Below are 15,633 nucleotides of genomic sequence, written 5' to 3'. Positions count from 1 at the left end.
CCCTTCAAATTCGTTTTCAAATCCGGGGTTGTTGAAGTAGCTTAGGCCCATCCCGAGGTAACCGTGGCCCTTCAACTCCCATGCAGCTCCTGCGGCGGCGCCGTGCCTTTTCCTTCGAAGGCCCTGTTCTACGCCGTCTGCCCCTATTGCGGCTCGATGCTGGTGCGCAAGGACCTCCACCTCGAGAGCCTGGGGCAGGTGGCCCTGTTGCAGGACGACTACTCGCCGCTGCAGATCGGCTCGGAAGGCAGCTACGGCGGCAAGTCCTTCGTGCTGACCGGCCGTATCCGGCGCCGCTGGGCCGAAGGGGCCTGGAACGAGTGGTTCATGGACTTTGGCGACGAAGGCGAGGCCTGGCTCGCGGAAGCGCAGGGTTTTTACTCGGTCTCGAGGCCGGGGCCTTTGCCCAAGCCGATCCCCACTCTCGAGCAGTTACAGGTGGGCACGGTGTGGGAGCTGGGAAGCAAGCGCTACCAGGTCGACGACCGGCGCGAGGCCGTCGTCGAGGGCATCGCCGGCCAGCTGCCTTTCCTGCTCAAGCCCGGCGAGAAGAGTGTCGGCGTGGATTTCAGCGGGCCGGACGGGCGCTTCGCCACCTTGGAATTCGCCGCGGGCGAGACGCGGCTCTACGTCGGCGAGTACCTCGAGCTGCCGGACCTGAGGATGAAAAATTTGAGGGAGCTGGATGGCTGGTGAGAAGGCGAAAGTCCTGAATTGCGTGCAATGCGGCGGGGCCGTTCAGTGGCGCGCCCCCGGCTTCTCGATCACCCTCGTCTGCGGGCATTGCGGTGCCGTCCTGGACGTCTCCAACCCCGAGGTCCAGCTCCTGATCCAGTCGCAGGAGAAGACCCGGCTTCAGCCGTTGATCCCGCTCGGCGCCCGCGGCAAGTTCCACGGTGAGACCTACGAGATGATCGGCTTCATGCAGCGCGCCGACGGGACGGGGCAATACAAGTGGCGCGAATACCTCCTCTTCAATCCCTACATCGGCTACCGCTGGCTGGTCGAGGCCGACGGGCACTGGAACTACGTCATCTCCACCAAGCAGAAGCCGCACCGGCGCGACAAATCGGCGCAGTATCTCGATAAATCCTATCAGCTCTTTCTCACCGGCGAGGCCCAGGTGCTCTACGTCCTGGGAGAGTTTTACTGGCGGGTGAAGAAGGGCGACCGCGTCTCCGTCCAGGACTTCATCAACCCGCCCGAGATGCTCTCCCGCGAGTGGGACGCCGGCGAAGAGGTCTGGTCCATCGGCGAGTACGTCGAGCCCGAGGTCGTCCAGGCCGCCTTCGGCATCAAAGCGATGCCGGCGCGCATCGGTGTCGCCCCCAACCAGCCCTCGCCCCACGACGCGAAGTACCGCAAGTATTTCTGGACCGCGGTGGTGATGACCCTGCTGCTCCTCTTGGTCCAGTTGGGGACGAATCGCTCCGGCCGCCAAGACCCCGTTTATGTAGAGGTGGCGAGCGCGGCCGGCCTGAAGGCCGCCGGGGGGAAGTTTCCGAAGCTCGCCCACGTGCGGGCCGGCGGCTTGGATTTTCTGCTCCGCACCAAGGTGACGGGTTATACGGGGTCCTATCTCAACTTGGATGTCCAGTTGAAGACCCCGACCGGCATCGACACCTATCGGGTCTTCCAAGAATTCCGAAACGCCGCCGAGGGGGCCACCGCGGTCAGCGCGATCGCCGACCTGCCCGACGGGGACTACCAGGTGACGCTGCAACCCTTTTCGGGGCCCTGGCCGATGTCGGGGGAGTTTCGGGTCGAATTGATCCCGCAAAGATCGCAGTGGTCGAATTTCGTCGGCGCGGGGCTCCTGCTTTGGCTTTATCCGCTGTGGCTGAAATTTCGCCGGTGGAGTTTTAATACCACGCGTTGGATGCAAAGTGATTTTGCGGAAGAGTAGGGCCTTATGAAAAGATACTTGATCTTCGGGGCGATCGTCCTGGCCGGCTTGGGCGGCGTCAACCGGACGAACTTCGTCCTGTCGAAATTTTTTCTCCGCACCCTGAACCAAATGGGTTCCGGCGGCGGCTACGGTTTCAGCCATAAATAAAGGAGGCGACGATGCAATGGGACGGAATTTTGCAAAATTTGGTGGGGGCCGCGGTTTTTACGGTCCTGGGAATGGTGCTGTTCGGGCTGAGTTTTTGGGTTTTTAATCGCATGGCGCCTTTTTCCTTGTGGAAAGAGCTGATCGAGGAGCACAACACCGCGCTGGCCATCGTCATCGGCGCGGTCTCGCTGGGGATGTGCCTGATCATCGCCATGGCGGTGCACTGAGGCCATGTCCTACCTCCTGCTGCTCTCCGTCTTCGTGATCGCTACCTGCGGCCTGGTCTACGAGCTGGTCGCGGGCACCCTGGCGAGCTACCTCCTGGGCGACTCGGTGACGCAGTTCTCCACCGTCATCGGCGTCTATCTCTTCTCGATGGGGATCGGGAGCTACCTTTCCAAATACGTCCGGGGCAACTTGGTGGCGGTCTTCATCCAGGTCGAGCTGATCATCGGCCTGGTGGGAGGCTTCTCCGCGGCCCTTCTGTTTGCCAGCTTTCATTACGTCACTGGCTTTCGTACCTTGTTGTACTCGATGGTGGCCCTGATCGGCACCTTGGTGGGCCTCGAGATCCCGCTGCTGATGCGCATCCTGAAGGACCGTTTCGAGTTCAAGGACCTCGTCTCGAAGGTCTTCACCTTCGACTACATCGGGGCCCTGGTCGCCTCGCTCTTGTTCCCCTTGCTCCTGATTCCGCGCCTGGGGCTGATCCGGACCTCGCTGCTCTTCGGGATCTTCAACGTCCTCGTGGCCCTCTGGGCCCTGCACCTGTTTCGGAACCAATTGGGCTGGCCCAAGCTGCTGCGCGGCGCGGGCACCTTGGTGCTGATCCTGCTCGGGCTGGGCTTCGCCTATTCGGGCCGGATCCAGGAATGGTCCGAGACGGCCGCCTTCTCCGAACGCATCGTCTTCTCCAAGAGTTCCGATTACCAGCGTATCGTGCTGACCTCCGAAGGCGACGAGATGCGGCTCTACCTGAACGGGCATCTTCAATTCAGCTCCCGCGACGAATACCGCTACCACGAGGCCCTGGTCCACGTCGGCCTGCGCGCCGTCCCCCAGGCCAAGCGAGTCTTAGTGCTTGGCGGCGGCGACGGCCTGGCCGTGCGCGAGATCCTGAAATATCCCGAGGTGGAGTCGGTCACCCTGGTCGATCTCGACCCCGAGGTGACCCATCTATTCCAGACCCAGCCGCTCTTGACTAAACTCAACGGCGGCGCCCTGAGCTCGCCCAAGGTGAGCGTGGTCAATGCCGACGCCTTCATCTGGGCGAAGCAGGCGGCGCCGGGCTACGACTTCATTGTCGTCGACTTCCCCGATCCCACCAATTTCTCCCTGGGCAAGCTCTACACCACCGCCTTCTACCGCGAACTGGAGCGCCTCTTGGCGCCCGAAGGCCTCGCGGTCGTGCAGAGCACCTCGCCCTTGGTGGCGCGTAAGTCCTTTTGGTGCGTCAACCGTTCCTTGAACAGCGTCGGCCTGAAGACCCTGCCGTACCACGTCTACGTGCCTTCCTTCGGCGAGTGGGGCTTCATCTTGGCGGGGAGGGACGAGCCCAGGGTCGCGGCGGGGCGGGCCCTGCCGGCCGACCTGAAATTCCTGCGCGAGTCCATGCTGCCCGGGCTGACGGAGTTTCCGCCCGACATGGCCCCCGTGGAGACCGAAGTCAACCAACTCAACAACCAGGCCCTGGTCCGGTACTACGAGGAGGAATGGGCCCGGTATCCGGGGGGCGGATGAAGCCGCTCTGGACCCGACGGCGCTTTTTGCAGGGCTTCGGCGTCGGCATCGCCGCCGCGGGGCTGCTGGCGGCCTGCGGACGCCTGGGCGGTTCGCGCCGCGAGATTCCCGGGCGGATCTGCGGGGCCGACGCGGCCCGTGCGCATCGGTTGCGCGCGGGCGGATTTCCGGCGCCCAGCCGCGTCGAGCAGGCCTCCTGCGTTATCGTCGGCGGCGGGATCGCGGGGCTCTCCGCCGCTTGGCGGCTCCGCAAGGCCGGCTTCGAGGACTTCGTCCTTTTGGAATTAGATGAGGCGAGCGGCGGCAACTCGCGCGGCGGGGAGAATGCGATCTCCGCCTACCCCTGGGGCGCCCACTATGTCCCCCTGGCCAATCCCGAGTCCGAATCGGTCCTGCGGCTATTTCAAGAGTTGGGCGTGGTCTCCGGCTTCGATGCCGCCGGCCGGCCTCGTTACCACGAGCTTTATCTGTGCGCCGAGCCGGAAGAACGGTTGTTCCTCCAAGGGGCCTGGCAAAGCGGCATTGTCCCGCGCGAAGGCCTGAGCTTCGAGGAGCGGGACGAGATGGCCCGCTTCCACGAGAAGATGGCCGCCTTCGGCGTCGCGAAGGGGGGCGACGGCCGCTGGGCCTTCGCGATTCCCGTCGATTTGAGCTCGCGAGATCGGAAGTTTCTAGCATTAGATCGCCAAAGCATGGCGCAGTGGTTGGAAGGCGAGGGGCTTCGCTCTCGGCCGCTGCGTTGGTACGTCGATTACTGCTGCCGCGACGACTTCGGGACGCCCGCGGATCAGGTCTCCGCCTGGGCCGGGATCCACTATTTTGCCGGGCGCCGCGGCCAGGCGGCGAACGCCGAGCCCAATACCGTCCTGACTTGGCCTGAGGGAAATGGCTGGCTGGCGAGGCGCCTGCGCGAGGCCTGCGGCGATCGGCTGCGCTGCGACGCCGTGGTCTACAAGGTCGCCGCCGAGGGTTCCGGCCGCCGGGTCGAGTATTGGGACGCGCGGGGCGACGAGACTCGGGCGCTTAGGGCGGATCAGGTGATCTACGCGGCCCCGCGCTTCACCGCCGCGTATACGGTCGAAGAATATCAAAGATCCCGGCCCGAGGCCTTGGCGGCCTTTCACTATGCCCCCTGGCTCGTCGCCAACTTGAGTCTGCCGCGCCCGCCGCGGGGGAAGGGGGCGCCGCTCGCCTGGGACAACGTCCTCTACGAGAGCCCCGGTCTGGGCTACGTGGTGGCCACGCACCAAGGGCTGAAGAGCGTCCCGGGACCGACGGTCCTGACCTACTATCGGCCCCTGGACCATGAGGCCCCCGTCGCCGCGCGCCGCGCGGCCCTGGGCCGAAGCTATGCGGAGTGGCGGGAAATGATTTTGGAAGACTTAGGCCGCGCGCACCCCGAGCTGCGCGAGGAGGCGGAGCACCTCGACGTCTGGCTCTGGGGCCACGGCATGATTCGTCCCGAGCCGGGCTTCTTGTGGGGGCCTGCGCGCGCGGCCGCCGGGCGCGGCCTACCGGGCCTGCACTTCGCGCACAGCGACATGAGCGGGATGTCGCTCTTCGAAGAAGCCCACGAGCGCGGGATCGCGGCGGCCGACGCGGTCCTAAAATCCCTGGGAAAGAAGGTGCCGGCGTAAAGCGATGAAGACTGCTTCCCCTCCAACTCCCTGGATCCGTTCGCCGGGCTTCGACGCCGCCTTCATCCTCGCGCCGATGGCCCTGCCGGCCCTGGCGGTCGTCGCCCTGCGCGGCTATTTCGACCAGGACCCGCCGATCCCGCTCTGGGGCTGGCTGGTCCTGGTCTTGGGCATCGACGTCGCCCACGTCTATGCCACGCTCTACCGCACCTACGCCGACCCCGAGGCGCGGGCCCGGCATGCGACGCTTTTGCGGCTCGCGCCGCTATTGTGCTGGGTGGCCGGCGTCGCGCTCTACGCGAGCGACGACAAGCTCTTTTGGTCGGCCCTGGCCTACCTGGCCGTCTTTCACTTCATCCGGCAGCAGTATGGTTTTCTGAGGATCTATGCCCGGCGCGAGACCTCCACGCGCCCCGGTCGCGCGATCGACGCCGCGGCGATCTATCTCGCCACCCTCTACCCCATCGTCTACTGGCACGCTCATCTGCCGCGGAATTTCGATTGGCTGATCTCGGGCGATTTTATTCCCGGCCTCCCGCTTTGGGTGGAACGGGCGACGGCGGCCTTTTATGTCGGGGCCCTCGCGGCCTACGCCGTGAAGGAGATCCTGGCCTGGCGAAAGACGCGGTCCTGGAACTGGCCCAAACAGCTCTTGCTGGCCGGCACCGCCTTGTCCTGGTATGTCGGGATCGTCTGGCTGAACGGCGATCTCGCCTTCACCCTGACCAACGTCGTGGCCCACGGGATTCCCTACGTCGCCCTCGTTTGGAGCAGCGGGGAGCGGCGTCTCTCGGCCTCGACCAGTCGGCGCGGGGCCTACGCCCTGGCGGCCTTGCCGCTATTTTTCGGACTGCTCTGGCTCTTGGCATACATGGAAGAAGGCCTGTGGCACGGGCTCTTATGGCGGGACAAGGCGGAGCTGTTCCCGTGGTTCCAAGGCCTGCCCGCGCTTCAAGATGCTTCCCTGTTGGCGGTCCTCGTCCCCCTCTTGGCCCTCCCGCAGGCGACGCACTATGTCTTGGACGGATTCATCTGGCGAATGAGGCGCGGAGATCTCGAGTGGACCCAGGCCTCGCCGGCGGAGGAAAGGTTGGCGGCCTAAACTATATGAAGCCACTTTACCTGGAAAAGAAGCTCGCCTTGGTCCTGCGCCCCGGCTTGAGCCTCCTGGATCAGCCCGAGGCCTTTTGGCGAGAGCTGACCTCGGTCGCGCGCGTGCGCATCCTGCGGCAGGACCGCGCGCCTGCCGTCCGCGCCTTTTTGCTGGCCGAATCCAGCCTCCTCGTTTGGCGAGATCGCCTGATGCTGAGCACCTGCGGGAGCGGCGATTTGAAGGCCTTGGTCCCTTGGCTAAAGGAGCAGTTTGGCGACGATGCGGTCGTCGCTTCGTTATACGAGACGCCGGAATGGACGACCGAGCTCTCCTTGAGGCGCGAAAGCGAGGGAGAGGTCTCAGCGCTGGCCTCGTGGGGAGGGTGTCGGAAGTCGGTCTTGGTGGGCTTTGCGCGGCGCGATTTTCCGGCGGAGCTCCGCGCATTGCTGCCGCGCGACGCCGAGATCTTTCAAGAACATGACTTCGATCCCGCCGGCTATTCCTGCAACGCCTGCGAGGGGGAGAACTATTTAACGCTGCATTTCAGCCCTGAGGGGGAGGGGAGCTGCTTGAGCCTGGAGAGCCGCGGTTTTGAGGCGGTTCAGGGGGCCTTGCTGGAGGTCGCTGCAAAGCGGCTGAGTCCCAAAACGATCTATCGATTGACCGAGGAATTTCCGGAAGGCGACGAACTCAAGGAGCCGCGCGAAGCGGCGAGACGCTATAAAATCGCTCGGTAGTAGACCCGCCGGCCCGATTTTACCCCCCTGCCTTCGTTCCGCCCTTCAAATTGGGATAGGTGCTGTCGTAGAGGTCGAAGACCTGCTCGATCTGCGCGTCGGTCAGGTTGCTCTGCACCAGCAGCTCGCGGAGCGGCTTGCCGGTGGCGACCGCCTTCTTCACGATCTCGGCGGTGGCGGCGTAGCCCAGGATGGGGTTGAGCACCGTCGCGATCGAGACGGAGTTTTCCGCGTAGTAGCGGCAGCGGTCGGGGAAGGCGACGATGCCGTCGACGCACTTCGTGGCCAGGGCCTTCATCGTGTTGGTGAGGATGCTCAGCTCCCAGCTTAAAGAAAAGGCGATGATCGGCATCATGACGTTGAGCTCGAGCTGTCCCGCCTGCGAGGCGTAGGCGATGGTGGTGTCGAGGCCCAGGACGAAAAATCCCGCCATGTCGGTCATCTCGGCCAAGACCGGGTTGACCTTGCCGGGCATGATCGAGCTGCCGGGCTGCACGGCCGGGAGGACGATCTCGTAGAGGCCGGTGCGCGGGCCCGAGGCCAAGAGCCGCAGGTCGTTGGCGATGCGGATCAGGTCGAGGGTCAGGTTGCGCAGGGCGTTGGAGAGATGCACGAAGGGCGACATCGACTGCATCGCCTCGAAGTAGTCCTTGGCCGGCTTCAGCGGCTCGCCGATCAGGCGGCCCAACTCCTTCGCGACCATGGGGCGGTACTTGGGATGGCTGTTGATCCCGGTGCCGACGGCCGTGCCGCCCAGGCCCAGCGAGGTCAAGGGTTGGAAGGCTTCTTTCACCCAGGCCAGGTGGCTGGCCAGGCAGGAGGCGTAGCCGCCGAATTCTTGCCCCAGCCGGATCGGCGTCGCGTCCTGGAGGTGCGTGCGTCCCGACTTGACGATCTTGTCCCAGGCCTTGGCCTTCTTGGCGAAGGCCTTTTGCAGCTGTCCCAAGGCCGAGAGCAAATCGTCCTTCAACAACAACGCCGAAATGCGGATCGCCGTGGGGATCACGTCGTTGGTGGACTGCGCCATGTTGACGTGGTCGTTGGGGTTGATCGGGCTGTAGGCGCCGCGCTTGCCGCCCAGCATCTCGTTGGCCCGGTTGGCCAGGACCTCGTTGACGTTCATGTGGTGGCTGGTGCCGGCGCCGGCCTGGAAGACGTCGACGACGAAGTGCTCGCGGTGTTGGCCGGCCAAGATCTCGTCGCAGGCCCGTACGATGGCGGCGACGTGTTTTTTCGGAATCAGGCCCAAAGCCCCGTGCACCGTCGCGGCGGCCTTCTTGATCAGGACCGTGGCGTCGACGAAGGCCGGGTGGGGCCGCCAGCCGCTGATCGGGAAGTTGTCGACGGCCCGGGCGGTTTGGACGCCGTAGTAGACCCCGTGCGGGATCTGTTTTTCCCCGAGGGAATCTTTTTCAACGCGATGGGTGGAAGAGGGCTTGGCGGAGGATTTTTTCATGGTGCGGGGATTTACTCAGACGCCCCCGCCTTGGCAACAAAAAATCAGCCCTTCCACAGCGTCCAGACGCCGATGGCCACGAAGCCGAGGCCGGCGACGATCTTGAGGGCCTTGGGCGAGATCAGGGCGGTCAATTGTTCTCCGATGAGAACGGCTATCAAGGTCGACAGAACCAAGGCGGCGGAGGCCGCAGCGAAGACCTGCCAGCGCGCCAGCTGGCGCTCGGTGGCGAAGAGCAGGGTGGCGAGCTGGGTCTTGTCGCCCAGCTCGGCCAGGAAGACGCTGAGGAAGACGGGGAGCATGGCTTTCATGGCTTACCTTGTTTTCTTCTTGGCTTGGGGCGCGGCCTCGAGCAGCGGCAGCAAGTGCTCGCCGGTGATCAGGCGGGCGCCGCGGTTGCGGGTGAAGTAATTCCAGGCCCACTGCATCAGGACCAGGACCTTGTTGTCGAATTCGATCAGATAGCGGATGTGGACGAAGGCCCAGATCAGCCAGGCGAAGAAGCCGTTGATCTTGAGGAAGCCGATGTCGGCCACCGCCGCGTTGCGGCCGATGACCGCGAGGTTGCCCTTGTTGAAGTAATGGAAGGGCGGCGAGTCCTTGAGGCGGATCCGGTCTTCCAGGACCTTGGCGACGTAGCGCCCCTGCTGCATCGCGACGGGGGCGACGCCGGGCAGGGGGCTCCCGCCCTGGTGCGTGAAGAGGGCCAGGTCGCCGATGACGAAGAGGTTGGGATAGCCGGGGAGGCTCAGGTCGGGCTCCACCGGCAGGCGTCCGGCGCGGTCGGGCTTGACGCCGCTGCGCGCGGCGATTTTTTTGCCGAGCGGCGAGGCGGCTACGCCCGCCGCCCAGAGGACGGTGTGGGTCGGGATCTTCTCGGAGCGGTCGCCGCGCTTCACCGTGACCGAGCCCGCCTCGATGTGGGTGAGGAAGCTCTCGGTGCGCACCTCGACGCCGAGCTTGTGCAGCTTGGCGGCCGCCTTGGCGGAGAGTTTGGGCGGGTAGGGCGGCAGGACGCGGTCGGTGCCTTCCAGGAGGTAGATCTTCACGTCGCGGGTGTCGATGCGCTTGAACTCGCCCTTGAGCGTGCCGAAAGCCAGCTCGGCCAGGGCGCCCGCCAGCTCGACGCCGGTCGGCCCGCCGCCGACCACGACGAAGTTGAGCCAGGCGCGGCGCCGCCGCGGGTCGCTCTCGCGCTCGGCGGTCTCGAAGGCCAGGAAGATGCGGCGCCGGATCTCGAGGGCGTCCTCGACGGTCTTGAGCGGGGGCGCCAGCGACTCCCACTCGGGGTGGCCGAAGTAGGGGTGGCTGGCGCCGGTCGCGACGACCAGGTAGTCGTAGTCCAGCTCGCCGTCGCTCAAATAAACCTTTTGGGCCTTGGGGTCGACGTCCTCGATCTCGGCGCTGAGCACCTGGGTGTTTCGGCTGCGCTTGAGGATGGCGCGCAGGGGCGAGGCGATGTCTCCGGGTGACAAGCCTCCCGTGGCGACCTGGTAGAGCAGGGGCTGGAAGAGGTGAAAGTTGCGGCGGTCGACCAGCGTTACGTCGACGGGGGCGCCCCTCAAGGCCTGGGCGGCGTAGAGGCCGCCGAAGCCGCCCCCGAGGATGAGGGCCTTCGGCCGGGTATTTTTTTCCTGTTGGTGCATATCCCGACAATATTGTAGGGAAACGGGCCATGAAGAAAGCGAAAAAGCAGCGCCTGGCCCTGATCGCCCACGACGGGAAAAAGGCCGAGATGGTCGGCTTCGTCAAGGACAACCTGAGGCAGATCCAAAAATTCCAGATCGTCGCCACCGGCACGACGGGGCGCTACCTCGAGCAGGCCGGCCTCAAGGTCGAAAAGATGGAGAGCGGCCCCAAGGGCGGCGACGCCCAGATCGCCGCGATGATGGTCGAGGGCGGCCTGGACGGCGTGATCTTCCTGCGCGACCCCTTGGGCATCCACCCCCACGAGCCCGACATCTTCATGCTGCTGCGCCTGGCCGACGTGCACAACGTCCCCTTGGCCACCAACCTCGCCACGGCTAAAATCCTCATCGGGGGAATTTAACCCGTGGAGGAAGTCCAAAAGACCTTTCGCGAGATCGCCGAGCGCTACGATCGCAACCGGCGCAAGCTCATTCCCTGCTTCGACGGTTTCTACGCAAGCGTCGTCGCGATGGCGCCTTTTCCGCCGGAGGGCGAATTCCGCGTCCTCGATTTGGGCGCGGGGACGGGACTGCTGACGCAGTTCCTTCGCGACCGCTTTCCCAAGGCGCGCTATACCCTGATCGACTTCACCGCCGAGATGCTCGACAAGGCCCGGCAGCGCTTCGCGGAGGCGGAGGGGATGCGCTATCTTGTCGCCGACTACGCCGCCGCCGATTGGGAGGGGCCCTACGACCTGATCGTTTCCTCGCTCTCCATCCATCACTTGAGCGACGCGGCGAAACGCGAGCTCTACCGCAAGGTCTTCGCGAATTTGGCCCCTTCCGGATGCTTTCTCAATGCCGAGTTCGTCCGCGCCGCCGACCCGCAGGTGCAGGCGCGCTACTGGGAGCTGTGGATCCAAGGCATGCGCGACGCGGGCTTGACCGAGGCGGAGGTCGCGCAGGCCCTCGAGCGCACCGCGATCGACATCCTCGCGACGGTCGAGGAGCAACTGGCCTGGCTGCGCGAGGCGGGCTTTTCCCAAGTCGACTGTCACTTCAAAGACAAACTCTTCGCGGTCTTCGGTGGGCGCCGCCCCTAGACCTTCTGGCGCCGCGCCCAAAGCAGGAGAGCGAATCCGGATACAAAGAGGAGGATGCTGGGGAGCAAGGTCTTGCGCGAGACCTCCGACTCCGAGAGGGGGACGCCCGCGCCGCGGTGAAATTCCTCGAAGCTCGCGACTACCTGGTAGGCCGGCAACAGCGGCAGGACCACCGCGACCGAGGCGATAATGCCGAAGAGCAAGGCAAGCCAAGGCAGCTTCGGGTGCAGGGCGCCGAGGTGGGGCGCGGCGAGGAAGCCGGCCAAAAAGAGGAAGTAATAGAGCACGAGGGCATAGCCCACCAACCAAGGCGGGACATTCTTCGCCGGGATCAAGTACATGAACATCCAATCCGGCGCGAGGAAGTAGCCGTAGGCGGCGAGGGCGATGAAGCCCAAGGCGAGATAGGAACCCGCCCAAAAGGCGCGGGTCTTGAACACACTCCCACTCCAGCCCTTGGGGAGGAAGAGGGCGCTTAAAAAGCCGATGCTCAACAGAACCGGTTCATCGATGATAAATGTCTTAACCACCTCCTTCCGCTAAGGAAGATGTTGGGATTAAGCCCTTTTCCCTCATCCATTGCAAGGTTTCGCGCAGGCCCTCCCGGCTGTCGGGGTACTGGAAGCGAAATCCCGTGCCCTTCAGCTTCTCGTTCGAGTACCAAAAATCCGCGCCCAGCATGAAGATCGTGTCCTTCTCCAAGTTGGGGCGGCGGTGCGCGAGGCGCTTGGCGTAAAAGTTCTCCAACGTCGCGGCCGCCAGGGCGAGGCCGCGCAGCAGGCCGGGCGGGACCGGGGGCAGTGTCGCGAAGGGCTTGCCCAGCAGCTCGGCCAGCATTCGGAAAAATTCCACGTTGCGGTAGGGCCGGTCGTCCGCGAGGTGATAGGCCTCGCCGGCGGCCTCGGCGCGCTCGGCGAGGAAGAGGGCGGCGCGGCAGACGTCCGCCGCGTGGACCAGCGGCATGCGGCCGAGGAAATTTTTGGGGATGCGGATCCTCTTCATCGCGGCCATCTGCGCCAGCATGCGTCCCATGCCGTAGACCGCGCGCGGCCCGTAGACGCCGGTGGGGCGCAGGCAGGTGTAGGGGATTTTTTTCTCTTCAAAGTAGCGTTGCGCCAGGAGCTCTTGCTCCCACTTCGATTGCAGGTAGGCGTTGGGCGGGCGCTTGGGGGAGTCTTCCCGCAGCGGGAGCTCGTCGGGCTTGGGGCGGCCGTAGATCCCGCCCGCGCCCCAAAGGATCAGCCGCTCGATGCCGCCCTTCGCGCTTAGGGTCTCCAGCAGGCCGCGCGTCGCCGCGACGTTGACGCGAAACAGGGCCTCGCGCGGGGCGCTGTAATCGAAGAGCCCGGCGATGTGAAAGACCCAATCGACATCTTCCAAAAGCGGTTTCCAGCTGTCGGCGGCGCATAAGTCGGCGCTCCGGTAGTCGGCGCCCAGTCGCCGCAGCAGGCCGGGGTAGCGCCCGGCCTTGGGCTCGTCTTCTCCGGAGGCGGGGATAATATCGGTCGCGCGCACCCGGTGCCCGGCGCGGACCAGGGTCTCGACCATGTAGGAGCCCATGAATCCGGCGGCGCCGGTGACGAGGCAGTGCCTCGGCCGTGGCGGGGGCGAGGGGGCGCTCATGGCCCCGGATTATGGGCGATCGATTTCGATGCGGATAGCCTTATTTTCCACCGGCCGCCGGCGATGGACCTCCAGGCCCCAGCGGTTGGTCCCGACCAGGACCGCCGCGAGGGTGGCGGAGCTCTCCTCCGGGCGATCGGCCTCGCGCCATAGGGCCCAGGGGAGGCTTTGGCGGTCGGAGAGGATGCGGCGCGCCAGACCGCGGGCCTGTTCCGGCGCCGGAGGCCCGGCGGCGAAGCGTGGAACGGCCTCCCGTAGCAATTGTCGCGCGCGGCGCAGGCGCGCGACGGAAGAGGGCAGACCCCGCGGCACGAAGCGCTGCAAGGTCGCGGCGAGGTAGTGGTTGCTGTGGCAGGCGGGCAGGCGAGGGCGGCGGAGGGCCGTATGCCTCGCGGTCAGCTCGATCCCGAGATAGCGGGAACCCTGCGCTAAATGGATCGCCTGGCCGAAGGCGCGCCGCGATCCGCTGAGGAAGCTCAGGCAATCCGGGATGTCGCGCGCCGTGACGAGATGTCGCGCTAGGAAGATCCGCGGCAGGCCGACGCGGAAGTCCTTGGGCCGCAGGTAGTTCACCGAGTGCGCCAGGCCGAAGGAATTCATCCCCGCCGAGAGCCCCGGCAGGTAGCCGTCGTAGGCCAGGACCGCGTACTCCACTTCGGGAAGCCGCGCCTTGAGGACGAAGCAGTCGTTGCGCCTCGGGTCCCAGTCTTCGTTGTGGGCGAGGAGGATGCGTTGTCCGCCCGGGACGCGCATCGGGAGGATCAGGTCGGTGCACTTTTCCGAGAAGACGCTTAGCTCGGTGAGGTTCAGGCGAAACAGGGCCGCGAAGCCGACCCCGGCGCCCTCGGCCATGGCGTGAATCTCCTCGAGGTAGCGCGGCGCCTGGCGGCGGGCCTCGCGGAGCAGCGCGCGTTCCAGGTCCTTCTGCAAGGCCCGGCGCCCTGCGAAGCGCTCGGCCAGATGCCGGTCCCAGTGCGCGATGCGGCCGGGCACGGCCCGGCGGCGCGCGCGGCCCAGGGCGAAGGCGACGTCGGACGCCGTGCCGGTCAGCTCGAGGACGGAAAGGGGCGGGCGGGGGAAGCTCATGGGGCGCTTGTCCGCCGCCATTAAATAGGATAGATTGCCCGATTTCAAGGATTCCCGGGTCTGCGGAGAGAGCGCCGGCCGGCTTTCCGCCGAGGGCGGGGGCGATTTTTCGAGGTGAGGTTCATATGGAGATGCTGGAGGCGCTGAAGGCGCTGCCGCTCTTTCCGCTGCCGCGTACGGTATTTTTTCCCAAAATGGTCCTGCCCCTGCACGTCTTCGAGCCGCGTTACCGGCAATTGGTGGAGGACTGCTTGCAAGGGCCCGGCCTGATCGGCATTCCCCTGCTCAAGCCCGGCTACGAGAAGGACTACGAAGGGCGGCCTGAGATATTCCCGGTCTTCGGCTTCGGCGCCATCACCCAGTCCGAGCGCTTGGACGACGGGCGCTTTCAGATCATGTTGCAGGGCTTGGGAAGGGTGCGCTTGCTGGAAGAGATCCCCGGCGACCGCCTCTACCGCCGGGCGGCCGTCGCGCTGTGGCCCGACGAGGACTGGCAGGCCAAGGAAAAGCTGGCCCCCGTCATGCAGCGACTGCGGGAGAATTTCCTCCCCCTGCTGCCCGTCTACCGCGACCTCCCCGAGGCCTACCACTCCGCGATCAATCGCCTGGAGGACCCCGAGATTTTCTGCCACCTCCTCGCCACCCACTTGGTGGAGGATCCGCTGGTCAGCCAGGAGATGCTCGAGCTTCCCTCCCTGGAGGCGCGGCTCAAGGCCGTCGAGGCCTGGATCGGCAAGGAGAGCCTGCTGAAATCCAAATCCCACGGCCCCGGGATGATCTGAGGAAAATTCAATAAGCTCGCAATTTTTAGGGCCCTTTTGCTGATAATATAGGTGGGTTGAGGGCCGAAAGGCGGATGGGGTTCTCCGATGCGGGGCTTCTGGGTAAAATCTCGATTAATATCAATAGCCTGTGCCTTGGTCGGCCTGGGGCTCGGCGCCTGCGGTTCGGGGTCGAAGAGCGCCCCGGAGGGCCGTAAGGCCTGGGCCTTCCTGAGCGCCCAATCCCGGCAGATTGCGACGCGAAGCGTTATTTCATCCGCGGCGCCTGCGGAGCGAAGTCGCGGGACGGCCCCTTCGGTCGCCGCGGCCCCCGAAAGGCCCTCGGCCCCCGCCACCCCAACCAAACCTCTCGATGCAAAAAAACCAGGATCGGACAGCCCGGTCGTCGGCGCCTCGCGCGAAGCGGCCTTCGAGACCACCTCGCCGAATTTTCCCCCGGCGCCGGTCGCTCCGCGTCGTCCGGAAAGGTCCCTACAAGATTTCAGCGGTCCGGTTGCGGCGCCCGCACTTCCCGCGCCGGCCTTCTCGGCGCCCGCCGCGCCGGTGCCCGCGCCGACGGCGGCCTTTCAAGGCTCCGGCGGCGGCGCGATCTCCCGCCCGACTTTCGGCGGCGGCTCCGGATCGTCGGCCTCAAGCGGATCGGGTTCCAGCTTCGGCGCCTCGACTCCTTCGGCGCCTTCCGCTCCAAGAGC

General features: G+C 65.5%; 16 protein-coding genes. 10 read left to right on the top strand and 6 right to left on the bottom strand.

What is annotated here, in order from left to right; translation table 11 throughout:
* Positions 1–63: 63 nt before the first annotated feature.
* The 7 genes from FBR05_05240 to FBR05_05210 all read left to right on the top strand — a co-directional run bounded on the left by FBR05_05240 (position 64) and on the right by FBR05_05210 (position 7,263).
* On the top strand, positions 64–696 hold the full coding sequence (locus tag FBR05_05240; GenBank protein MDL1871588.1) for a DUF4178 domain-containing protein: 633 nt from the start codon (positions 64–66) through the stop codon (positions 694–696).
* Positions 686–1,906 (top strand): DUF4178 domain-containing protein, encoded by a 1,221-nt coding sequence (locus FBR05_05235; GenBank protein MDL1871587.1) that lies wholly within the window; start codon positions 686–688, stop codon positions 1,904–1,906. Before FBR05_05240 ends, FBR05_05235 begins: the two co-directional genes overlap by 11 nt.
* A gap of 161 nt (positions 1,907–2,067) precedes the next feature.
* A complete protein-coding gene (locus FBR05_05230; GenBank protein MDL1871586.1) occupies positions 2,068–2,283 on the top strand; it encodes a DUF350 domain-containing protein in 216 nt (71 codons plus the stop codon).
* Positions 2,284–2,287: 4 nt separating this feature from the next.
* A complete protein-coding gene (locus FBR05_05225; protein ID MDL1871585.1) occupies positions 2,288–3,796 on the top strand; it encodes a polyamine aminopropyltransferase in 1,509 nt (502 codons plus the stop codon).
* On the top strand, positions 3,769–5,433 hold the full coding sequence (locus FBR05_05220) for an FAD-dependent oxidoreductase (GenBank protein ID MDL1871584.1): 1,665 nt from the start codon (positions 3,769–3,771) through the stop codon (positions 5,431–5,433). Before FBR05_05225 ends, FBR05_05220 begins: the two co-directional genes overlap by 28 nt.
* Positions 5,434–5,437: 4 nt before the next feature.
* Positions 5,438–6,535 carry a hypothetical protein gene (locus tag FBR05_05215; GenBank protein ID MDL1871583.1) on the top strand — a complete coding sequence of 366 codons (1,098 nt, stop codon included), beginning with the start codon at positions 5,438–5,440 and terminating at the stop codon, positions 6,533–6,535.
* 5 nt (positions 6,536–6,540) lie between these two features.
* Entirely contained in the window at positions 6,541–7,263 is a 723-nt protein-coding gene (locus FBR05_05210) for a hypothetical protein (GenBank protein MDL1871582.1), read from the top strand.
* Between the two features lie 19 nt (positions 7,264–7,282).
* Here FBR05_05210 and FBR05_05205 read toward each other — a convergent pair whose 3' ends face one another.
* From FBR05_05205 to FBR05_05195, 3 genes are read right to left on the bottom strand one after another with little or no spacing between them, the layout of a single operon-like run.
* Positions 7,283–8,719, bottom strand: a complete 1,437-nt coding sequence (locus FBR05_05205; protein MDL1871581.1) for an aspartate ammonia-lyase — start codon at positions 8,717–8,719, stop codon at positions 7,283–7,285.
* A gap of 44 nt (positions 8,720–8,763) precedes the next feature.
* The gene (locus FBR05_05200; GenBank protein ID MDL1871580.1) at positions 8,764–9,030 is read right to left on the bottom strand and encodes a TMEM165/GDT1 family protein; all 267 of its coding nucleotides are present in this window, start codon (positions 9,028–9,030) and stop codon (positions 8,764–8,766) included.
* Between the two features lie 3 nt (positions 9,031–9,033).
* On the bottom strand, positions 9,034–10,365 hold the full coding sequence (locus FBR05_05195; GenBank protein ID MDL1871579.1) for an NAD(P)/FAD-dependent oxidoreductase: 1,332 nt from the start codon (positions 10,363–10,365) through the stop codon (positions 9,034–9,036).
* A 29-nt stretch (positions 10,366–10,394) separates the two neighbouring features.
* Here FBR05_05195 and FBR05_05190 point away from each other — a divergent pair, with 29 nt between their 5' ends.
* Together FBR05_05190 and FBR05_05185 are read left to right on the top strand one after the other, a co-directional pair.
* Entirely contained in the window at positions 10,395–10,769 is a 375-nt protein-coding gene (locus tag FBR05_05190; protein ID MDL1871578.1) for a methylglyoxal synthase, read from the top strand.
* 3 nt (positions 10,770–10,772) lie between these two features.
* Entirely contained in the window at positions 10,773–11,450 is a 678-nt protein-coding gene (locus FBR05_05185; GenBank protein ID MDL1871577.1) for a class I SAM-dependent methyltransferase, read from the top strand.
* On the opposite strand, the gene FBR05_05180 is transcribed toward FBR05_05185, so the two are convergent.
* The 3 genes from FBR05_05180 to FBR05_05170 are packed head-to-tail and all read right to left on the bottom strand — an operon-like array spanning position 11,447 to position 14,159.
* Complete coding sequence (locus FBR05_05180) at positions 11,447–11,980, bottom strand: hypothetical protein (GenBank protein ID MDL1871576.1); 534 nt, start codon at positions 11,978–11,980, stop codon at positions 11,447–11,449. The two genes, FBR05_05185 and FBR05_05180, sit on opposite strands and share 4 nt — an antisense overlap.
* Positions 11,973–13,073 (bottom strand): NAD(P)-dependent oxidoreductase, encoded by a 1,101-nt coding sequence (locus tag FBR05_05175; GenBank protein ID MDL1871575.1) that lies wholly within the window; start codon positions 13,071–13,073, stop codon positions 11,973–11,975. The genes FBR05_05180 and FBR05_05175 overlap by 8 nt, the downstream gene beginning before the upstream one ends.
* Before the next feature lie 9 nt (positions 13,074–13,082).
* A complete protein-coding gene (locus FBR05_05170) occupies positions 13,083–14,159 on the bottom strand; it encodes a hypothetical protein (GenBank protein MDL1871574.1) in 1,077 nt (358 codons plus the stop codon).
* Positions 14,160–14,284: 125 nt separating this feature from the next.
* Between FBR05_05170 and FBR05_05165 the strand changes: the two genes are divergently transcribed.
* Positions 14,285–14,941, top strand: a complete 657-nt coding sequence (locus FBR05_05165; GenBank protein MDL1871573.1) for an ATP-dependent protease — start codon at positions 14,285–14,287, stop codon at positions 14,939–14,941.
* The last annotated feature ends 692 nt before the right edge of the window (positions 14,942–15,633 follow it).

This window comes from Deltaproteobacteria bacterium PRO3 (assembly GCA_030263375.1).
Lineage (GTDB): Bacteria > UBA10199 > UBA10199 > DSSB01 > DSSB01 > DSSB01.
The sequence above is the reverse complement of the archived record's forward strand: the minus strand, read 5'-3'. Positions and strand labels throughout refer to the sequence as shown.